At 45.5% G+C, this 21,646-nt stretch carries 17 protein-coding genes; 14 read left to right on the forward strand and 3 right to left on the reverse strand.

Annotated features, from left to right (window positions below):
* The 14 genes from GUA87_RS12730 (at nucleotide 1) to nagA (ending at nucleotide 18,028) form a co-directional block, all read left to right on the forward strand.
* On the forward strand, nucleotides 1-570 hold the full coding sequence (locus GUA87_RS12730) for a chemotaxis protein CheW (RefSeq protein ID WP_193716912.1): 570 nt from the start codon (nucleotides 1-3) through the stop codon (nucleotides 568-570).
* Nucleotides 571-588: 18 nt separating this feature from the next.
* The gene (locus GUA87_RS12735) at nucleotides 589-3,372 is read left to right on the forward strand and encodes a methyl-accepting chemotaxis protein (protein ID WP_193716913.1); all 2,784 of its coding nucleotides are present in this window, start codon (nucleotides 589-591) and stop codon (nucleotides 3,370-3,372) included.
* Nucleotides 3,373-3,435: 63 nt separating this feature from the next.
* The gene (locus tag GUA87_RS12740; protein ID WP_193716914.1) at nucleotides 3,436-4,305 is read left to right on the forward strand and encodes a CheR family methyltransferase; all 870 of its coding nucleotides are present in this window, start codon (nucleotides 3,436-3,438) and stop codon (nucleotides 4,303-4,305) included.
* On the forward strand, nucleotides 4,302-4,952 hold the full coding sequence (locus GUA87_RS12745) for a chemoreceptor glutamine deamidase CheD (protein WP_193716915.1): 651 nt from the start codon (nucleotides 4,302-4,304) through the stop codon (nucleotides 4,950-4,952). Before GUA87_RS12740 ends, GUA87_RS12745 begins: the two co-directional genes overlap by 4 nt.
* Before the next feature lie 11 nt (nucleotides 4,953-4,963).
* A complete protein-coding gene (locus GUA87_RS12750) occupies nucleotides 4,964-6,028 on the forward strand; it encodes a protein-glutamate methylesterase/protein-glutamine glutaminase (RefSeq protein ID WP_193716916.1) in 1,065 nt (354 codons plus the stop codon).
* Nucleotides 6,025-7,296, forward strand: coding sequence for a methyl-accepting chemotaxis protein (locus tag GUA87_RS12755; protein WP_193716917.1), 1,272 nt, complete (start codon nucleotides 6,025-6,027; stop codon nucleotides 7,294-7,296). The genes GUA87_RS12750 and GUA87_RS12755 overlap by 4 nt, the downstream gene beginning before the upstream one ends.
* A gap of 12 nt (nucleotides 7,297-7,308) precedes the next feature.
* On the forward strand, nucleotides 7,309-7,614 hold the full coding sequence (locus GUA87_RS12760) for an STAS domain-containing protein (RefSeq protein ID WP_193716918.1): 306 nt from the start codon (nucleotides 7,309-7,311) through the stop codon (nucleotides 7,612-7,614).
* Nucleotides 7,615-7,631: 17 nt separating this feature from the next.
* Nucleotides 7,632-8,873, forward strand: a complete 1,242-nt coding sequence (locus GUA87_RS12765; RefSeq protein WP_193716919.1) for a PP2C family protein-serine/threonine phosphatase — start codon at nucleotides 7,632-7,634, stop codon at nucleotides 8,871-8,873.
* Nucleotides 8,854-9,762 (forward strand): ATP-binding protein, encoded by a 909-nt coding sequence (locus GUA87_RS12770; RefSeq protein ID WP_193716920.1) that lies wholly within the window; start codon nucleotides 8,854-8,856, stop codon nucleotides 9,760-9,762. Before GUA87_RS12765 ends, GUA87_RS12770 begins: the two co-directional genes overlap by 20 nt.
* A gap of 13 nt (nucleotides 9,763-9,775) precedes the next feature.
* Nucleotides 9,776-13,510: a response regulator gene (locus tag GUA87_RS12775; RefSeq protein WP_193716921.1), complete on the forward strand. Its 3,735-nt coding sequence runs from the start codon at nucleotides 9,776-9,778 to the stop codon at nucleotides 13,508-13,510.
* A gap of 71 nt (nucleotides 13,511-13,581) precedes the next feature.
* Nucleotides 13,582-14,406 (forward strand): alpha/beta fold hydrolase, encoded by an 825-nt coding sequence (locus GUA87_RS12780; RefSeq protein ID WP_193716922.1) that lies wholly within the window; start codon nucleotides 13,582-13,584, stop codon nucleotides 14,404-14,406.
* Nucleotides 14,407-14,416: 10 nt separating this feature from the next.
* Nucleotides 14,417-15,991: a sulfatase-like hydrolase/transferase gene (locus GUA87_RS12785; RefSeq protein WP_193716923.1), complete on the forward strand. Its 1,575-nt coding sequence runs from the start codon at nucleotides 14,417-14,419 to the stop codon at nucleotides 15,989-15,991.
* Nucleotides 15,992-15,993: 2 nt separating this feature from the next.
* The gene (locus GUA87_RS12790) at nucleotides 15,994-16,896 is read left to right on the forward strand and encodes a BadF/BadG/BcrA/BcrD ATPase family protein (protein ID WP_193716924.1); all 903 of its coding nucleotides are present in this window, start codon (nucleotides 15,994-15,996) and stop codon (nucleotides 16,894-16,896) included.
* A 1-nt stretch (nucleotide 16,897) separates the two neighbouring features.
* Nucleotides 16,898-18,028 (forward strand): N-acetylglucosamine-6-phosphate deacetylase, encoded by a 1,131-nt coding sequence (gene nagA / locus GUA87_RS12795; RefSeq protein ID WP_193716925.1) that lies wholly within the window; start codon nucleotides 16,898-16,900, stop codon nucleotides 18,026-18,028.
* Between the two features lies 1 nt (nucleotide 18,029).
* Here the strand turns inward: nagA and GUA87_RS12800 are convergent, their stop codons facing one another.
* The 3 genes from GUA87_RS12800 to GUA87_RS12810 all read right to left on the reverse strand — a co-directional run bounded on the left by GUA87_RS12800 (nucleotide 18,030) and on the right by GUA87_RS12810 (nucleotide 21,629).
* A complete protein-coding gene (locus GUA87_RS12800) occupies nucleotides 18,030-18,575 on the reverse strand; it encodes a VOC family protein (RefSeq protein ID WP_193716926.1) in 546 nt (181 codons plus the stop codon).
* Between the two features lie 170 nt (nucleotides 18,576-18,745).
* Nucleotides 18,746-19,522, reverse strand: coding sequence for a LuxR C-terminal-related transcriptional regulator (locus GUA87_RS18245; RefSeq protein ID WP_193716927.1), 777 nt, complete (start codon nucleotides 19,520-19,522; stop codon nucleotides 18,746-18,748).
* 148 nt (nucleotides 19,523-19,670) lie between these two features.
* Nucleotides 19,671-21,629: a BTAD domain-containing putative transcriptional regulator gene (locus GUA87_RS12810; protein ID WP_193716928.1), complete on the reverse strand. Its 1,959-nt coding sequence runs from the start codon at nucleotides 21,627-21,629 to the stop codon at nucleotides 19,671-19,673.
* Between the last annotated feature and the right edge of the window lie 17 nt (nucleotides 21,630-21,646).

Consider the following 21,646-nt stretch of genomic DNA (forward strand, 5'->3'; position numbering starts at 1 on the left):
ATGGAAGTTGAGCAAAACATCTCCCCGGCTTCTTCTGCTCCAGCAGATGCCCCTCCACAGATTGCAGAGGGCAGCGATACCGCAAGTGAAATTCAGGGTATCCAGCAATTTGTAACCTTTGCCATTGGTAACGAAGAATATGCTGTAGACATTATGAAAGTGCGTGAAATTCAGGCATGGAGCGAAGTGACCATTTTGCCGAACCAGCCTAGCTATATGCGTGGGGTTCTAAATCTGAGAGGAATTATAGTACCGATATTTGATCTTCGCTGCCGGTTTGGGCAAGGCGTTACTGATGCAACATCCATCCATGTTGTTGTGATCGTCGCTGTTAAGGATCGGATTATTGGTATCCTAGTTGATCGTGTTTCCGACATTCTAACAGTTGAGGGGAGCGAAATTTGTAAAGTTCCGGATCTCGATGACCGTCAGGATGAGGAGCATATTCTTGGCCTTGTAACAGCAGGGGAAAGAATGGTTGCCTTGCTGGATATTGCCAGCCTTTTCCATTCAGAAATCATTGAAACTTCAATCGATGTGGCGGACGCCAATGGCGCGCCCCAGAGTTAATCCGTGAGGAAAATTAAAATGACAGATACAACATTTCAGTCACCCCCACAGATGGATCAAGGACGCTCGGCGGGCAAGTTCGCTATACCGGAGCTCACCATCAAGTCTAAACTGTTTGCAGGCTTTGCCGTGATGCTTGCCATCCTGCTTATTGCTGTGGGTGTTGGCGTAAATGATGCGTCCCTTACCAAATCTCACGTTGAAATAGTGGATCGCGACACTTTTCCAACCACAATGCACCTTTCTGATCTTGAGAAAAATGTATTCGAAAGCATGGCGCATGTTGGTGCCTATGCGGTGACAGGTGCTTCTAGTGAAAAAGCAGCACAAGCCAAAAACTGGAAAAATATCGATAAACTGGTCGCCAGTGTTGATAAAGACGCAACTAAATGGAACGAGGCTGAGACAAACAAATGGGGAGATATCAAAGACCTGATTTCTCAATACCAGAATGCTCAAGAAAATGTACTTGCTCTGGACCCCTCATCTGTTCAATGGAACTCTGATCGTTCTCTTCGACTGGCCGAAGCAACAGACATTAGCAAAGAGTTATTTGCCCTGTTATCCGGAGCCGACGGCCTGAAAACCTTTACCGTGAATGAAACAAAAAAATCCATGCAAGTTTTGATTAAGGATGCAAATGCTTTAATGCGCGATCTTTGGATCTTGCTTGCCATTGGATTAATCGCGGGCATTGCACTTGCCGTCCTGATTTCACGTTCAATTACTAAACCAATGGGTGTTCTTGTCTTCACAATTCAGGCCATCGCGGAAGGCAAAAAAGTCGACGTCGCTGGTACAGAACGCAAAGATGAAATCGGTAATATCTGTCGGGCACTTCTGGAAATCACCAGACAAGCTGCGGTAAACCTGCGCACAAAAGCAGCACTTGATAGCTGCCGAACAAATGTAATGGTCGCCGATGAAGACTACAATATCGCCTATGTCAACGAAACGATGCAAGAAATGCTGGAAGCGAATGAGGCAGATCTCAAAACCGACCTTAAGAACTTTGAGGCCAAGAAAGTGGTTGGAACTAATATTGATACCTTCCACAAAAACCCTGCACATCAACGCAACATGCTCGACAATCTAAGAGACACTTTTGAAACCGACCTACTAATTGGCGGGCGCAGCTTCAATCTAGTTGTCTCACCGGTAATGAATGACATTAATGAACGCATAGGTACCGTTGTAGAGTGGGCCGATGTTACAGAAGAAAAAAAACGCCTTGAGCAGGAACGCCGTGTTGCGAATGAAAACTCCCGCATCAAATCAGCACTGGATAACTGCACCACAAATATGATGGTGGCAGATGCAAACTACAATATCGTCTATATCAACGATACGATGAAAGCCATGCTGCATCAAAATGAGAGCAATATGAAGAAAGACCTGCCTCAGTTTGATGCTGCCAATATTATTGGTGTCAACATCGACAGTTTCCACAAAAACCCAGGTCATCAACGTGGTATGTTGGACCGCCTGACACATGCTTATAATACGAACATTGAGGTCGGTGGCAACTTCTACAATCTGATTGCAAGCCCGGTTCTTTCCGACGATGGCGAACGCATTGGTACAGTTGTGGAATGGGCAGATGTAACTGCTGAAAAACTGATTGAACAGGAAATCGACGGTGTCGTTTCCGCGGCTGTTGCTGGTGACTTTAACACCAAACTGCAACTGGAAGGCAAAGAAGGCTTTATGCTCAACCTTTCAGAAGCAATCAACAGCTTATCAGACACGGTTTCAAGTGCGATGCAAGATGTTGGGAGTGCCCTTTCATCTCTTGCTGAAGGTGATCTCACCAAGCGAATTGATTCCGAGTATCAGGGACTGTTTGAAGAGCTTAAGAAAAACACCAACGGCACATCTGATCAACTCACCAGTATCGTGAGTGATATCGCAACCGCCGCTGCAGAAGTTGCCAGCGCTGCCCAGGAAATCAATATGGGTACGATGGATCTATCACAGCGGACTGAACAACAAGCTTCCAATTTGGAAGAAACTGCAGCTGCAATGGAACAAATGGCATCCACGGTCAAACAAAATGCTGAAAATGCCCAGCAAGCAAATCAGCTTTCTGTTTCTGCAAAAGATGTTGCCGAAAAAGGTGGTGAAGTGGTGAGTGAAGTTGTCGATGCGATGTCTCGTATTGAGGACTCCTCCCAGAAAATCTCCGACATTATCGGTGTCATCGATGAAATTGCCTTCCAGACCAATCTCCTCGCTCTCAATGCAGCAGTTGAAGCTGCAAGGGCCGGGGATGCGGGTAAAGGCTTCGCTGTTGTCGCGGCGGAAGTTGGTACTTTGGCTCAACGCTCCTCGCAAGCTGCCAAAGACATCAAGGGGTTGATCAATGACAGTGGCAACGAAGTTAAAGACGGTGTTCGCCTTGTTGGTAATGCAGGTGAATCCCTGACAGAGATCGTAGATTCCATCAAACGCTTGAGTGATATCGTTTCCGAAATCGCGGCGGCCAGTGATGAGCAATCAACCAGCATCTCCGAGATTAACCGCTCTGTTTCACAGATGGATGAAATGACACAGCAAAACTCTGCCCTTGTGGAAGAAAATGCAGCCGCATCCAGAACACTACAAGAGCAATCGGAAAGTGTTCGCGAACGCATCTCATTCTTCAAAGTGGATAGCAACGCTGCATCAAGTGTAGTTCGTCCGGCGTTGCAAAATGGTTCTGCTAATACCGCAACATCCGAAGCGCCTGCTTCTCAGCCGAGCATGCCTATGGTTGCAGTCTCCAGCGCCTCGTCTGCCGCAGAAGACTGGAGCGAGTTCTAAGTAGTCCTTCTATTTAACTCCTGCCAGGGCTCAACCCTGGCAGGCGTAAACTGAGAAAGATATATGACGCAGCAAAGCACAATTGCCGAAAGAAAGCGTGAGTTTTCATTCACGCACGAAGAGTTCAAAAAACTCACAAGCCTGGTGTATTCACTTACCGGTATTGTTCTTGGCGATCACAAAAAAGATATGGTTTATGGACGTCTGGCCAGACGGTTACGTGAACTTGGAATGCGTTCTTTCAGTCAGTATTGTGATCTACTGGACTCCAAACGTTCGGATGATGAAACTGGATTTCTGGTAAATGCGATTACGACGAACCTGACAAAATTCTATAGAGAAAGCCACCACTTCGAAAGTTTGGCGGCCCACGCCCAGAAGGTCACTCGGGACAGATCCAGATTATCGGACAAAACCTTTCTGGTCTGGTCCGCCGGATGCTCTTCCGGCGAAGAGCCGTATTCAATTGCAACTTATTTGCTCAGCAAAGTTCCATCTTTATCGAGTTGGAACTTCAAGATACTTGCCACGGACCTTGATACCAACATGCTGAACAAGGGCAAAGCTGGCGTCTACAAAGCTGACGCCATCCAGTCCATTGATGAACCTTTCAAATCAGTTATCTCGGATCATTGCAACATTCGGGGCGACAGTCTCTATATCAAGGAAAAAGTAAAAAATCACATCCACTTCAAGCAGTTAAATCTACTTCATCAATGGCCGATGAAGAAGAAGTATGATGTCATTTTTTGCCGCAATGTCCTGATCTATTTTGATACCCAGACCAAAAACAATCTGGTTTCCAGATACACTGACATGCTGCGGGATGGCGGAATGCTCTGCCTTGGACATTCAGAAAGTTTGCATGAGAAACCAGAAAATCTACACCTGCATGGCCGCACCACATATTTCAAGGGTGAGGTCAGCTCATGAACCACACTCAAACTCGTCCGCCAGAAAAACGGTTTGACCGTAAACTTGACCCATTCCTGACAACGACACGGCGAAAATACTTTGATCCAAAATGGAACCGAACTGTCGTCAGAGTACATCCGGGTGATCATTATATCTGTAAAGGTGAAGATGAAATGATCGTCACGATACTTGGCTCATGCGTCTCTGCATGTATTCGGGATCCAAAGATTGGCGTTGGAGGGATGAACCATTTTATGCTGCCAGAAAGTGATACTGGTAATTGGGGGACAACAAGCGCCAACATGCGCTACGGCAACTATGCCATGGAAACCCTGATCAACGATATTTTGAAGGCAGGCGGACAGAGAGAGCGACTGGAAGTAAAACTTTTCGGCGGGGGAAATGTGACGCCCGGATCTGTCTTAGTTGGCGATAACAACGGCCGATTTGCGCTTAATTATCTGAAATATGAGGGCCTGACACCTCTTGCCTGTGACCTGGGTGGTCCGCATCCGCGGCGTATTCACTATGATCCAATCACAGGCAAAGTTGATCGTCTTTTGCTACGCAGAAAAGATGATCTGAGTCTTCTGAAAGAAGAAAATGAATATCGCAGAAAGCTTCCGAAACAAGCCTCGGGTTCTGGCGAAATTGACCTTTTTTAATGGGGAAACTGATGACTGGAAAAATTAAAGTCCTAATAGTTGACGATTCCGCGTTAATTCGCCAGATGCTGACTAAAATGCTGACATCTGATCCCTCGATCGACGTGGTGGGAACAGCCCCAGATCCACTTACCGCGCGTACAATGATCAAGCAGTTGAACCCCGATGTTCTGACATTGGATATCGAAATGCCTCGTATGGATGGGCTAGAGTTCCTTGAGAAAATAATTGCGCTTCGGCCCATGCCTGTGGTCATGATCTCTTCCCTCACCCAAGAAGGTGCGGAAATTGCCTTGAAAGCGCTCGAAATTGGTGCAGTGGACTACATTGGCAAACCAACAAGCGATTTGCAGGCAGGTCTCACAGAGAAAGCATCTGAGATCATCAGTAAAGTCAAAACGGCTTCACGAGCGAAGGTTCATGCCAAAAGACCAAGCTCACCAAAACCGATTGAAAGTAAGACTTTTCAGCATTTCACAACAACCGAACAAATCGTTTGTATCGGCGCTTCTACCGGTGGCGTGGAAGCAATTCGCGAAGTTATTACTGCCCTACCCGCCAATTTCCCGGCTGTGATGATCACACAACATATGCCAGGCACTTTTACAACCTCATTTGCAAATCGCCTGGATGGGATGAGCAGAATCTCTGTGTGCGAAGCCAAACAGTCCCAAAGGGTATTGCCGGGTCATGTCTATATTGCCCCCGGAGAGCAACATCTTGAACTTGCTCGTTCTGGGGCAAACTACATCTGCAAATTGACAAATGATGCCCCTGTCAGCGGCCATCGCCCTTCTGTTGATGTATTAATGACGTCTGCAGCAAAAGTAGCAGGAAGCAACGTCATCGGGGTGATCTTGACCGGCATGGGGCGTGATGGAGCCGAAGGAATGCTGCACCTAAGAAAAGCTGGCGCATTTACCATTGGGCAAGATGAAGCGAGTTCAGTCGTTTACGGTATGCCTAGAGTGGCCTTCGAAACAGGCGGAATTGAATTGCAAGTTCCCCTTTCTCAAGTTGCCAGCACTCTCATGAAACAACTCGAAAAACGAGACGTAAGGGCCATCAGAATATGACGCTAATTGACGATACACCGACAAATATTCCTTTGGATCCCGTTGAAGTCATCGAGGATACAGCGACAGCGCAGATATCTGAAATAGAGATCTCCGCTGAAGTGGAAGAGAATTTTGAGCCGGAAGTTTTGGAGGAAATTCAACTCACTCCAGAAGAGTATGCAGATGCTAGTGAGCTTCTCGCTCGTTGGCTTAGCATGTCAGATACACAGAAAAAAGCCCTTCAGATTGTGGCAAGCGAAATGAATCTTGTGTCCGATTTGATGGAGACCAACATCACAGAAATCTCCACAAAATTCCAAGGCCTGGCATCAAACACGCAAAAGCAAGGAGAATACTTAGCCGGATTGTTGGAATCAGCGCAAAATATTGAATATGAAGGCAAAAACTTTGATCTAACTGGCATTATTCAAACCGTGGATGATCACCTGACTTCAATGATTTCAAAAATTGTAGATACTTCCAAGCACGGTGTTCAGGTTGTTTATGCCTTGGACGACGTTACCGATGATGTTCAAAAAGTGGAGAAACTTATCGGTGATATTGAAGGCATCAATAAACAAACCAGTCTGCTCGCTCTTAACGCACGTATTGAAGCAGCCCGAGCCGGAGAAGCCGGCAAGGGCTTTGCTGTCGTTGCCCATGAGGTTCAGGATCTTGCCAAGGCCGTCAATGCGCTGGCGGATACGATGAGAAGTGAAATCTCCAATGTGGCGGAAGGCGTTCGTGTCGGACATAAACAAATTCGTGAAGTCGCCAATATTGATCTTTCAGAAAACATCCTGGTAAAAGATACAATCCGAGATTTGATGGACTGTATTGTGAGGCAGAACTCACAGTTTACTGAAGCTCTACAAGCATCAGAGAATGTTTCCACAGACATTACAAAAGACATCTACGGTGTCATAACCAAGTTGCAGTTTCAGGACCGTGCCAAACAGCGCATTGAGAACCTCAACGGTACGCTTGCTGTTATGGAACAAAGCCTCAGCGCTTTCGAAGATCAAACGAAACTTCAGTATGATGGTGATCTTATGGAAATCCCGTCACAGGAAGATTGGTTCAAATCCATTATTGAAGACCTTACGCTTGGTGAGATGCGGGATCGTTTTATGAACGCTGTATTCGGTGAGCAGGAAGTTTCCTCGAAAAGCACTGATATTGCACCCACGACACGGACATCCAATGACACTGATAAAAATGACAATATTTTCTTCGACGAACTGTCTGAAGAATTTGATGACGATGACGACATCGAGTTGTTTTAGGAGATTAAGTTAATGAAAAGTACAACGAGCACAACCAATGGTGGACTGACCATCGCTTTATCCGAGCGTCTCACTTTTGAAGATCACGACGCTTTTAGAGAAATCCTGAATAGCATAAAATCCACCGACCAAAACCAATGCGCACTGGATCTATCTCAGCTTAAAGCCGTCGATTCAGCCGGTCTCGGGATGCTTATGATCGCTTTTGAAACAGCCGAGAAGAATAACATAAAGTTCGCTCTCGTTTCTCCAAATGGTCAAGTGAAGCGACTTCTGGAAATTTCTGAATTCGATAAAGTTATGACTATTAGAAACTGATTAGCCGCGACAGGATCATGAAAGCAGTACAAGATATATCAGGCCAAATACAACGCCACGATCTGGTTAATCAAGACGTTGATTTGTCTAATGCCAAAATAATGGTGGTGGATGATTCCCCTCTTATTCGGGAATTGATTGGCGCCTGTCTTATGACAGATAACTATAAAAACATCACCTTTGCGGAAGACGGTCGCAAAGCACTGGATGCCATTAATGAAGAGAAACCAGATCTTATCATTCTGGATCTTGAAATGCCTGTTATGGATGGTTTTGAGCTCTGCAAAATCTTAAGGGAGCGACCAGATACTGCGGCCATCCCCATCCTGATTCAAAGTGGTCGAGATACCGCTGCAGATATTACCCGCGCCTTTGATTATGGCGCGAGTGATATGGTTGTTAAGCCAATTAAGAAGTTTGAAATTCTCGCAAGGACCAAAGTGCACCTGCAGAAAAATTTCCTGATGGGAAAACTTCTTTCCTATCATGATCGGGTGGCTCAGGAACTAGAGCAGGCAAAGCAGTTGCAATTGGATATCTGCCCTTCCTCAGAGGAATTAAGGGGTATTGAAAAGCAATTCGGTGTCAAAGTCGGCTGGCACTACGAGCCTTCCTCTGAGCTTGGTGGTGATATCGGAGGTATTTTCCCAATTAGTGACAGTAAAGTAGCTTTTTTCATGGCCGATTTTTCAGGTCATGGCGTAGCTGCTGCGCTCAATACGTTCCGGATGCAAACCTGGCTTTCAGGCGAAACTGAACTCTTCACAGAGCCAGATAAGCTACTGAATAAGCTAAATAATTTCTTACACAAGAACCTCCCTCGTGGCTCCTACGCCACTATGTTGTTCTGCTGCCTTGATCAAAACGATCAGTCAATCACATATGCCTCGGCCGGATGCCAACCCCCTCTCCTAATGGAAGCTGGTCCTGAGAAAACGTTTGAACTTTGCAATTCAAGAGGAATGCCCCTTGGGTTAAGGGAAAACTGGACCTATTCCAAAAGTAACATTCCTTTCGAACAGGGCGCAAAGTTTCTCGTGTACAGTGACGCGCTTGTGGAAGTGCATGTAAATGAAGATCAACAGCTTGGGGAAGAAGGGCTGCGTAAAGAAGCAACAGAGTTATGGAAAACCAACCCAACTCCAGCAAAAGGCCTAAATAAATTAGTTCAAAATTTTAAAGGACGCTTATCGGGGGAAGCACCGGATGACCTAACCATAATCTATTTGGAAAACCTCCATGAATTCGCCAGCAATTGAAATTAAAAATATCATATTGCTAAGTAACAGCAGCGATAGGATACAAAGCGTCATTGATATGGGGATGCCCGTATCGCCTTCCGTTATGCCATGGGAACGCGTAGATGGGGATTTTCCCTCCCCTGCTGAAAACCATAGTCTGGCTATCGTTGATTGCACGTCCATCCACGCAGAAAGTGGCCAGGAACTATGTTCAAAAATTGAAGATCTGCAGAACAAGGTGACATCTGTTGTTCTGTTCCATAGTGCCGAAACAAGGAACCGATCAGATTTAAAAATTCTGGAGAGCCTGGAGCAAGATGCGAATGTCGTTTTTGATGTTGATGAGTTGGCGTGTCTGCTAACGACATTTGACTTGAAAGGGTTCGGCACTTGGTCCCATTTCCCTTACGTGGAAGAACAGGCACTTTCTGAAAAAACATGCGTCAATTTCATGTTTAAATCACTGGAAGAGGCGCAGGCGCTATGCCAGTTAATATCGAGCCAGTGTCCAGAACCTCAACTCACATCAATTGGCCTGCTCGAGCTAATGATCAATGCCGTTGAACATGGCAACCTTGAAATATCATATGAAGAGAAAAGTGCCCTTCTTAAAGAAGGAAACTGGCAAAAAGAAGTTCAACGCAGATTGAAAATGCCTCAATACCAGGATCGCATAGCCCTTCTTAGCTTCGTTAGAAAACCTCACAGAATAGAAATTACGATCACAGATGAGGGTAGCGGCTTTAACTCTGCAAAATATTTAAATCCGGAACAAAATACAGGATCCAAAACCGGCGGTGATCAATATCACGGGCGAGGCATCGCAGTGGCAAGTCAGTTGGACTTTGAAAAAATTGAGTATTTTGGCGTTGGCAACAAAGTGAAAGTCAGCATTCTAACAAGTTGAAATTTATAAAGAAATGCCAGAAATTAAAGAGCAGTACAACAAATTCTCGTCCTTGCTGGAATGGCCCGGCAAGATACTGGTGTTACTGCCTTATGGGCTCACCTTAACTATTTTGGCAGCTCTGTATCTCTCTTCTGAAACCTCGTCCCAAGACAAAGCTGCTTTTGATAATAGCTTATACCTTTCTGCGGCGATCTTTATTTGCACAACTGTTTTTTGCGGCTCTCTTGTTGGATTAAACCGCTACTCAAAATACAGCATCTTCTATACGGTCGGATTGTTTTTGACAGGCATAGTGATATTGCAACTGCAATACTTGCTGTTTGCCTACAGTTTTACACAAAATGGCATCACAATCGAAAAAGCCGGGTTACAGTTATTTGTGACGCCTCTTTATCTATCATCTTCCGTTATTACCGCAGTTTTTCTGGAAAACCATTTCGGAAAACACAAAAGTCAGGATTTTTGCAAAGCAGCGCAAATCGCTTTTGGCATTTCAATTTGCTTCTTCGTTTTCCTTCAACATTATATATCGCGGGTCAACATACCGGAAACACTTATTGCAATTGGCTTTACCCTTGCTCTTACGTCCATTCTTGTCTCTTTTGCAGCTTACCTGATCCTTACCCATTTCAAAGATTTTTCCACTCGGGAAATTAGATACTGGTCGGGTTACGCCCTTTTCAGCGGTCTTGTATTGTTGGCAACACCTACATTCTTAACAAGTAATCTCACTTTTTTTTCAGCTGTAGAAATTGAGTTCGTGCGATTGACCTCCTTCACTGTTCTTATGGGCAGTATGTCGCTTCACGCTACACGTGTTATTGCAAGAGACAGCCGCCAAAAGAATTATCTTCAGAATTACAATAAGGCCTGTGATATTACATATTTAGGGTCAATGCAGATATATGAGGCCACATCTTTTAAAATGGCTGCAACCCAATGCCTGGAACTCATAGCAGAGAAAGAGATGCAAAATCTCGCTCATCTCATATTATTAGATGATGAGGATATTTCGCATTATTGGTATTCAAAAGAAGAAACCAGTTTCCATACATTAAAACTGATATCCCAGCAGCATGGGATTAGTTTCGGTGAAGGTTTTCTGGGGAAAATTTTGGCTAACAAAAGCTATTCAAGTGTTAGAAATCTGGAAAATGTAAAATCAAGAGAGTTCAATCGAAGAAGCATAGCGCTCACAGAAGGCTTAGTTAGCGTTTTTGCTTTTCCTGTTGTTTCCGATAACGAAGTTGTCGCAATTCTAGAGTTTTTCTCTAACCGACCCTGTAAAATCGAAGAACAGTCAAAATCCTCCATTCATCTTTTATGCAGGCAATTGGCTCGCGTACACAAAAGAAATCGACTGGACATGGCTCTCGACTATCAACGCGAATTATATCAAGAGCTTTCCGGCTTGTTTCCAAATCCTTTCGCAATATTTGATGTCGAAAAGAAGCTGGTTTTCCACAATCAGTCATTTTCCTCTGCCATGGAGCGACTTGGCGTAAAGAGCACAGAAAATCTGGAGTTATCAGAACTTCTTACGCATATTTCCTATAAAGCCATTTGTTATGAAGATCAGATTTCCGCTCCGCACTGGGTTGATGACTTGATCGCTTTTTTTATCGCCCCGATTGGCATAAAGAAAATTAAACTGATAAACGGCGATAGAATGGAGTTGACGTGTAGTCGACTAAGAGATGGAAGCTATGTGAGCCTCTGGCGTGATGTGTCGGAAACACACCAACAAAAACAAGAGCTTGCAAATTTGGAAGACATTCTAAGTTCATCTTTGCAGCTATCCTCCGAAGCCATATTGGTTTTCGACGACAATATGACACTCAGCCATTACAACACTCGCGCAGTGAATTTACTAGGATTAGAAGATGAAGCCTTATCTCTCGGACTGACATTTTCAGAATTTCTCAAATCGTTTCAGAACAAGCCGTTACGCTCCCCTGAGTTTGTGCATAAACTCTCGGACATGCATCTCGCCCTACAGAAGAATCCCAACAGTACTTTCTCGGCAAAAATCGAATACGGCGGACAGGCTTTTGACTTGATTGCAGAGAATGTCGGCGTGAAAGGTTTTATTATTCATCTGCACCAGATCAACCAGTCCCTTCTTTCGAATACTGAGACCAGCCTGATCTTTAACCAAGAAACCGCTGCGAAAGATCGAACAAAGCAACCAAGTTCGAATTTCTTAACTGTCGTTAGCCATGAGCTAATAACCCCCCTCACAGGCATCTATGCCGCAAATGATTTATTAAAGACAACGGAATTGTCCGAAGAACAGGCAAAACACTTAAAGATTATAAAAAAGGCAAGTGATGAGCTCTCCAAATTGATGGGTGATCTGCAGGATCTGGCGCGCATAGAAAGCTCCAATATTGGTCTTCAGGTCGAGACAGTTAAGTTGAAAGATATTCTTGATAAGATAGAACAGAAATGGGCTTTCGCAGCTCACTCCAAAGGGTTGGATTTCGCATTCAACCTTCACAAGGATGTTCCTGAAACCCTAAGTTTCGATGCACGACGTTTTGCGCAGATTGTGAACACCCTTCTCGACAATGCTGTAAAATACACAAATGTAGGCAGTATCAGCGTCCACATTCAAAATAAAACTGATCAGAACGGACAAAAACTTTACCTCGAAATAACAGATACCGGTTCAGGAATTACCGAGGATAAACAAAAAGATCTGTTTACTAAATTTGGTGATCTAAGTTCATTTGAGGATGCTTCAACCGGGTTGGAAGGGTTGGAGTTGAACCTTTGCTACAATCTTGTTGAGCTGATGGGAGGTACCATTGGTGTCAACTCTCATCCCGGCAAAGGCTCTACTTTCTGGTTCGATGTGAAATACCAACTCCCCGATCCAGACCAGCCCTTAGCGGAAAAAGAGACAGCTACCTCCATCGACGACATTTGGGAAGAAAATGCCCCTCACCTTTCAATTCTTGTTGCAGAAGATCATCCTGTAAATCAACTTGTTATCACCGAACTCTTACAAAAATGGGGGCACAAAGTCGATCTGGTTGATAACGGAGAACTTGCTGTTGCCGCTGTCGCCACATGTAAATATGACTTGGTTATTATGGATATTCAAATGCCTGAGATGGACGGCATCGCAGCAACTCGGGAAATCAGGAAATTCCCAGGCCGGATAAACGAAATCCCCATTATTGCCCTCACCGCGAATATCGAGGTTGGAGAAAGACGCAGATGTCTGGATGCAGGCATGAACGATTACCTCACGAAACCCATAAAAAAGTGGGAGCTTAAAGATACTCTGCTGACATATTCCAACCTGAAAAAACGCGGGGAAGATATTTGGAAACTGAAATTGGCGCTTAAAGGCAATCAGACATCATCTGACGGTGAAGAGGGCGCCCTTACTATTGATGACAGTATATACAGGGATTTCATCAACACATTTGGACATGATGTTGTTAAGTCTCTGATGGACAAAATGCTGGAACAATATGAAATTAATCATGCAAATATCCTCAATTTTGTAGCCGACGCAGATTGGCAGGGCGTTGGACGGGAAGCCCATATGATCAAAAGCAGTTTTGGTCAGTTTGGTTTGATGAAAGCGGCCGCCTTCGCCACACAAATTGACGTGGACACAAAAGCTGGAGAAAAACAAAAAGTGTTGGAGAATGCACTTCCATTGCTGGAATTATGTGATGAAGCCATCCTTATCCTGAAAGAAAGAATGTCAGAATACACTATTGAATGACACCCTTTCCTTCCGCCACCGTTCAGGGTACTAATAACTGACTACAACACTATAAAAAAAGGGACATTATCTTGCCCGCCAACGAGCAACAGGGGTTCGCGGATTTAGGCTCTCATCGCCTTTTCTTCAAGATCAAAGGGCATGGCCCTCGCCTAATGATTATCACCGGGACCAACTCTGATACTCGCCAGACACCATCAATTTATGATGCACCTGGCGCCAGTGAATTTGAACTTCTTAATTTTGATCACCGTGGAATGGGTCAATCCAGTTCTCCGGATACACCCCCAACAATGGAAAATTATGCAGATGATATCGCAAAACTTCTTGATCATCTCGGGTGGGAGGAGACAGCCGTTGTAGCGGTTAGTTTTGGTGGAATGGTGGCCCAACATTTTGCATTAAGGCATCCTGATCGTGTCTCTCGCCTTACCTTATGCTGTACAAGTTCTGGCGGTGAAGGCGGCTCGTCCTATCCTCTGCATGAGCTCACCGATATGACCGCGGAAGAGTATGCGCGCTTCATAATGACCAAAATGAACCTTCAGCACACTCCTGAATGGCAAAAGAGCAACCCGGAGAAAGCTGAGAAGGCTTTTCAATATTATTATCAAGGCGCACGACCAAACTACGAAGATCCGGTAAAGCACAAGGCTATGATCAATCAGTTTGCAGCACGCTCAAAGCACGATGTTCACCAACAACTTCATCATTTAACCATGCCAACCCTCATTGCCTGTGGGAAGGATGATGGTGTTGCCCCGGTTGATAACTCCGAATTTCTGCACAACGCCATCCCGAACTCCGAGCTTAAGATATTTGACGGCGGACATCTGTTTATGAAAGAAAACCCCAGGGCATGGCCATATATGTTCTCTTTCCTGAAAGGTAATTGAAGGGAGCAAAATGGCAGACGTCAAAAACATCCTCTTTATCATGTGTGATCAGCTTAGGGCCGATTACCTTGCCTGCAATGGTCATCCATCGATCAAAACCCCTAACATCGACAAATTGGCTGCTAAAGGTGTGAATTTCAAAAACACCTATGTTCAGGCACCTGTATGCGGCTCCTCACGTATGTCGTTCTATACCGGACGTTATATGTTTTCACATGGCGCGACTTATAATGGTGTACCACTTAATATCGGGCAGCCGACTTTAGGCGACCATATGCGAGAACTCGGTGTTTCAACTGGATTGATCGGCAAAACCCATATGTCGGCTGATCGTGGCAACATGGAAAGGTTAGGCATCGACCCTCTTTCCAAAAGTGGCGTGCTGGCCAGCCAGTGCGGGTTCGAACCGTGGGAGAGAGATGATGGTCTCCACCCCGATGAACTCACGTCGCCCAATTTGGCTTATAACGAATATCTACGTGCCCAAGGATATGAGGGTGACAACCCCTGGCACACCGCGGCAAATTCAGGCGTTGACGAAAACGGCGAACTACAAAGCGGATGGTTCTTAAGAAACGCGCATTTAGCGGCGGCAGTCGATAAAGAACATTCCGAAACCGCCTATATGACAAACCGTGCAATGGAGAAAATTGATGAACTTGGTGAAACACCATGGTGCCTTCACCTAAGCTACATTAAACCGCATTGGCCTTACATTGCCCCTGCCCCATATCACGATATGTATTCCGCCGATGATGTTATAGCTGCGAACAGGTCCGCTGAAGAAAAGCAAGATCCACATCCTGTCGTATCGGCCTTCATGAACCACGAAGAAAGCATCAATTTCTCAGACGAAGAAAAGCGGCGACATGTCATTCCAGCCTATATGGGCCTTATCACAGAAATTGATGACCATATCGGTAGACTTATAGCGTTTCTGGAAGAACGAGACCTGCTTTCCTCAACCATGATCGTATTTACAAGTGATCATGGTGATTATCTCGGGGATCATTGGCTCGGCGAAAAAGAGCTGTTTCACGAGGAAAGCGTGCGCATTCCTCTAATTGTATACGATCCTTCCAGTGAAGCGGATAACCAGCGGGGCAAGAACTGTGATGATCTGATTGAGGCCATCGACCTTGTTCCAACCTTCATAGACGCGTTGGGCGGGAAAGAGAAGTATCACCTGCTGGAAGGGCGCTCGCTCTTGCCTCATCTAAGATCTGAAACCGTTGAGGAATGGCGAGACGTGGCAGTTAGTGAGGTAGATTATGCCTGGCGCGGCGCCCGCCTTGAATTGGGATTGACGCCAGATAAAACGCGCGCCTATATGCTCCGGACTAAGGAATGGAAGTATATCTCTTACGACGGGTTTGCGCCTCAACTCTACAATCTTGAAAAAGACCCGCAGGAACTCCATGATCTTGTTCCGGGAAGAAAGCATGATTTTGAAGTACTGGAGTTTGAAAACCTGCTTCACAAATGGATAAGGTCCAGAAAAACAAGATTTACGACAGATCATGCGACCATCGAGGCAAAAACCGATAATGCCAAGCAGCGTGGCATTTATTTTGGAGTATGGTAGCCATGCAATGGCAAGCGGAGCCAACCTTCTTTGTGACAGCGGACTGTGGCGGCAGTAAGTGCCGGGTGCGTATCTATGGTTATCAGGGGAATATCATAAGTGAAGGGATTGCTGGCCCCTCCAACATTTCCCTTGGGGCTGATGCAGTTATTGAAGAGATCGTAAAAGCCACGCGATTAGCGATTTCACAATCAGGCATTCCCATTCAGTTGAACCAAACGGTTTTAGGTGCTGGAATTGCCGGATTGGTGGACGATGCTGCAATCAATGCCCTTCAACAGGTTCGTCATCCGTTTAAAGAAATCAAAGCCACGAATGATGCGCATATCGCATATTTAGGGGCAATCGGCGCAGGCCGGGACGGTGCAATCATCATTTTCGGCACAGGATCCTGTGTTTACGGAACTGTACAGGGCCAAGCCTTTTCAATGGGAGGATGGGGCCTTCACATATCCGATCAGGCAAGTGGTGCCCGCCTTGGAAAACTGGCCGTCCGCTACACCCTTCAGTCGGCTGAAGGAATAGCCCCATCCAGTGAACTGACCGAACTCATATCTGCAAGAATTGGTAATACTGCGAAGGAAATCTATAACTGGAGCAGAACCGCCACGCCTTCCGACTACGCAGATCTGGCTCCATACATACTTAGATGTTCTGAAAATAAAGACGAGACGGCGACGGCGATCGTAAACCTCATTGTCAGAGAAGCAGAACAGTTGATTGCGGCAAGTCGGTTCAAAGGTATCTCGCAAATCGCACTGATAGGAGGGTTGGCGCCGGAAATTCGAAAACGGCTTTCGCCAGAATTTACGACGAATATCGTTGCGGCAAAGGGTGACCCACTTGAAGGGGCACAAGTGATGCTGTTAAACGATCTCGCCACCGTCACAGTTGGAAAGCCGTAACATGAAAGCTGTCACAGCCTCTCAAATTCTCATAGGAGAAAAATGGCACTCTGATCTCAGCCTGCTCGTGACTGATGGCAAAATCCTATCTATCAGCAAAACAGATGAGTTACCCGCGAACATTGAGCTGCAACAACTTGAAGAAGGATATCTGGCACCTGGTTTTTTTGACATTCAAGTCAATGGCGGCGGTGATATTCTGCTCAATGACCTTCCCTCCCCAGAAAACCTGTTAATCGTAGAAAAAGCGCATCGTCAATTTGGCAGCACTTCCATTTTGCCTACGCTCATCACAGATCTGCCTGACAAAATGAAACTAATGGCGGCAAGTATTGAAGAAGTTCGCCAAAAAGGTCACGTTGGTATCCGCGGCGTCCATTTTGAAGGACCCTTTATTAATGCAAAACGCAAAGGTGTTCATCACGCCCCTTTTATCAGAAAAGCTGAAGAGACTTTTCTAGACCTTCTAGATGAATATCAACTTGGAGCATGCCTGGTTACCTTGGCCCCAGAAGAAGTTCCAATTGATTTTATTAACGAGCTGATCAAAAGAAATGTTATTGTCGCCATTGGGCATACAGAAGCAGATTACGAAACTTGTCTGACCGCTATTGACAACGGTGTCACTGGATTTACTCATTTATTTAATGCCATGCCCGCTTTCCTCTCTCGTGAACCCGGCCCTGTCGGAGCAGCCTTTCAATCACAGAAAACCTTTTCCGGTGTGATCGCTGACGGCCACCACATCCATCCAGCAACGTTAAAAAGCGCGATCACATTACTCACACCAAACAGAGCGATGCTGGTCACCGACGCTATGCCACCTGTTGGCGGAAAAAGTAACAACTTCAGGCTAGAGGATATGGATATCTCAGTAAAAAACGGGAAATGCGTTACAAAGGATGGAACACTCGCCGGCGCTGCTATTTCAATGGAAGATACTGTGAATTATGTGACGGATGAATTAGGTTTTTCACTTTCGTCCGCCCTTTTGATGGCCTCACGAACTCCTGCTACCTTTATGAACCTCTCAGACCAAATCGGTAGTTTCAAAGCAGGTGCCGACGCTGATTGTGTTTTGCTAAACAGCGCCGGTAAAATTCAGAAAGTATATCGAGGGACTGATTTCTAAATCAGCGCATATCCGGCTCAACTGAACCATCATGCATCCAGCGGGCGTGCTGTGGTGCGCGTTTCGTCTTGGACCACTCTTCCAACATCTCCCACTTCACGTCATCCAGTTTTGAATGCATATCTGGCGTATCCGTATTGGCAGCTAATTCAATGCGATGTCCATTGGGATCAAAGAAGTAAATAGATTGGAACAGTGTATGATTGGTAAGTCCCACAACATCAATTCCATCGGCTTCCAGTTTAGCTTTTGTCTCTTCCAGATCTTTTACGCTGCCCACCTGCAGTGCCAGATGCTGAACCCATTCGGGTGTATTCGGGTCTTTCCCCATATCTGGGGAATTGGGAAGTTCAAAAAACGCCAAGATGTTTCCATCCCCTGCATCCAGAAAAACATGCATGTAAGGATCAGGTGCTTTTGTCGAAGGGACTTCGTTTTCAGCAATCGCCAGAACAAAATCCATATTGAGATATTTTACATACCATTCCACCGTTTCCTTGGCGTCCCGGCATCTATAAGCAACATGATGTATTTTCTGGATTTTCATCTCGCGAGCTCCCACGTAATAATTCCTCATCTAAAATAAGTTACATTTGAAACTATTTCAATAAAAATTCCAAGATACTAAAGAGGGAGCAATTTTCTTACCCAAAAAAAGAAGGCCTGCAAATGCAGGCCTTCTCAAAGGAAATATACCAGCTAAGTATGAATTCCTATTTATGAAATATACCTCAAAACAAGTGACACCAGTTCAGACTGTCGTGTCACCCCCAACTTACTTTGAGCAGATTTCAATTGGTTGCGTATTGTAACAACACTGACACCACGCTGTTCTGCGATATCGGTTGTACTATGCCCCCTGGCGAGTTGACCAACCACAGTGGATTCCGCTCCACTTAGCCCGAAATGAGCCATCAGCTTTTCAGACTGATCCGGATGGTAACCGTCAGGATCTCTTATCATCAGTGTCACATGACGATCTGCATTGAACTCGTCGCCGCAGTAGGTCATTGCATCCAACTGATCACAGCCGACCATCGCAACCATTGGCCAGCCGTCTGCTTTTGGAATTAGAAAAGAACTTTCTTGTTCGCCAAACAGAGAGTCGGAGTTCCGCTTTCCGTCTCCCAAATATTGAAGAAGAAAATTCTGCGCGACATGGTCAACGCAAAATATTTTACCCTTTCTGTCCAAGGATATAACATCCCCCTGCTCTAGCAATTCTTCAGCTTGACGATTTGCAAAAACAATGCGCCGATTGCTGTCCAGAATAAGAATTGCAGGAGTAAGTGTGTATAGTATACGGAGCGCTGCAGTGAAGAAGCTGTCTGATCTATCGGAAGGTTTCAGATTAAAATCAGTGGATGGTATAGGTGAGGACGCAACTGATACCCCTATCTCGTCACGACCTTGCTGGTCCGAGAACTCTTCTCTTACAGAATTCGATCCATCATTTGAACCGAACCACCCATTACCAAATACTGCTTCATCCACAGCGAAGTACCTCTACCCCAAAGAGACATACGATCCGGTATTATTTGTGCCACAATGACCGCAATGAACCGTGAATGAGATATAACTATTTGATTTTTATGAAAATTTTATGACGAATTGAGAGTAACAAATTCTCATACTTGATTCGTTAGTTGTCACTGACACCCGCCAACTTAAGCCCTTCGACGTATCTGTCCGTAAGTTCTTTATCAAGCGGTGGATATGTTGCCAGATGCCAATCCACAGAAAAATCTGGCTGGATTTTTGAAAACTCCTGAAGCAATGGCTCTGCCTCATCCATTCGCCCGAGATGCCCCAGACTTGAGATCAAAGGACGGTAGTTGGCATGGAAGTTAGGGTTATTGCGAAGAACCTGCCGTCCGATGCGTACAGCATCTTCATATCGACCAGACAGCATACTTGCGATACACCGGGCGGTATCAAAATAGTATGGATGCGGATCAAAAGGCATGATCTGCCGACATCTTGCCAGCATTGAAAGAGCTTTTTCAGCCTCGCCAATATAACAATGGGTAATAGCACTAAACCCCCAGGCGTGGGCGCAATTAGGATTAGCGGACTGCGATTTGTCAAAATACTCAAGTGCTGTTCCAAAATCATGATGGACAAACGCTTCCAGATGCCCTGCTATGGCTAGCCCGATGTCGCTGTCTGGTCGGATTTCCTGAGACAGTCGGATCAACTCGCCGATTTCTTCCCGTGCCGCATCAACATCAGATGTATATCCCTGCCCGATGTCGATCGACCTCAAAAATGCAAGCCAAGCATAGGCTTCCGCAAAATTGGGATCAATAGAAAGAGCGCGCATAATATAACCTTCCGCACGCCTGACGGCATCTTCAGAAAACTTGAACATAATAGAAACGGCGCGGAGCAAGCATTGCTGAGCTGTTAAAAGGCTCTCTTCCGTGCTCTTCGCTTTGTCGGTTTCTTTTAGTTCAACCAACCGATAAATCTCGATGGCCATAAAAACAGCCTGTTCATCAAGACCGGAGAGAATATCCGCAAGTTTTGGAGAAATTCGTTTCATCCACAAAATTTCCCCATTTCTATCGTCAAGAAGCTGGAGGAGAATGGATAGAGCATCCCCAGACCCCAGAACTGTTCCTCGAACGCGGTAAACGTAAGCGGCCGGAGAAATAATATCTGCGCCTAATCCTACAAAACTATCATCTTTAATTGCGAAATGGTCATTCCGCGAAAGCTGCTCGCAAATATCGGAGCGAAATGATCTGGCAATAAACTCCGTCACACTGTCATTGGAGGGTACCGTAAAATCTTCAACCAAAAGGGTTGGGCGCGTATCCAGTGTGCTGATGTCATGGGAGGTGTCGAAAACCTGATTTGCAACAAGTACGGGCTTTTCGCCAGCTTTAACAGTCTGTAGTAACTGTGAGGTCTCAATGGATGGCTCAACGCCGAGCTCACGGAAAAGCGTATTGCGGCAAATTTCAAATTGCCGAAGCGCAGATCCTCTATCGCCTGCTTCTGCGTAGGCACGGATCAATTCCTGATGAGCTTTTTCATTCGTAGGATCGAAACCAAATATCGCTGATGTGATTTTTTGGATCTCGGAGAGGTTACTTCGTTTCTCCACAGCATGTTCGAGATATGTACCAAGACATTGACGCAGTTCTTCTTCTCTGCGACTACGTTCCGACAGAAGCCAGTCATCGAACAGCCCATCATGGATATCACAATCGGCAAGTAGCTGACTCGGTTTCGCTTCAACAAGCTGGACGGCCAGATCTGCGGAGAACTGTTTCGCACATTGGCTGGCGACACGAGCATCTACCCACAAATCATTGAAATCCAGAGCGATATTGGCACCATCCGTAGAGATGAGCTGAAACCCAATTCTCTCTTGAATTTCTCTTATTTCTTTAATGGCATGGCGTAAATTACCAAGTGGTTCTTTAGAGGTGTCCCACAACAGGGTGGCAATCTGGTCTCTTCGCACGACACCATTGGCAGACAACGCAACATACGCCACCAACGCCTGTGTCTTCTTCCTCATTTGGGGGACAATAGTTCCATCTGGTAATTCCCACCGGAATTGTCCAAACAGAAATAGCCTGAAACTCATTTTAAAACCCAAAAAAC

It is taken from the genome of Sneathiella sp. P13V-1 (assembly GCF_015143595.1).
Classification (GTDB): Bacteria; Pseudomonadota; Alphaproteobacteria; order Sneathiellales; family Sneathiellaceae; genus Sneathiella.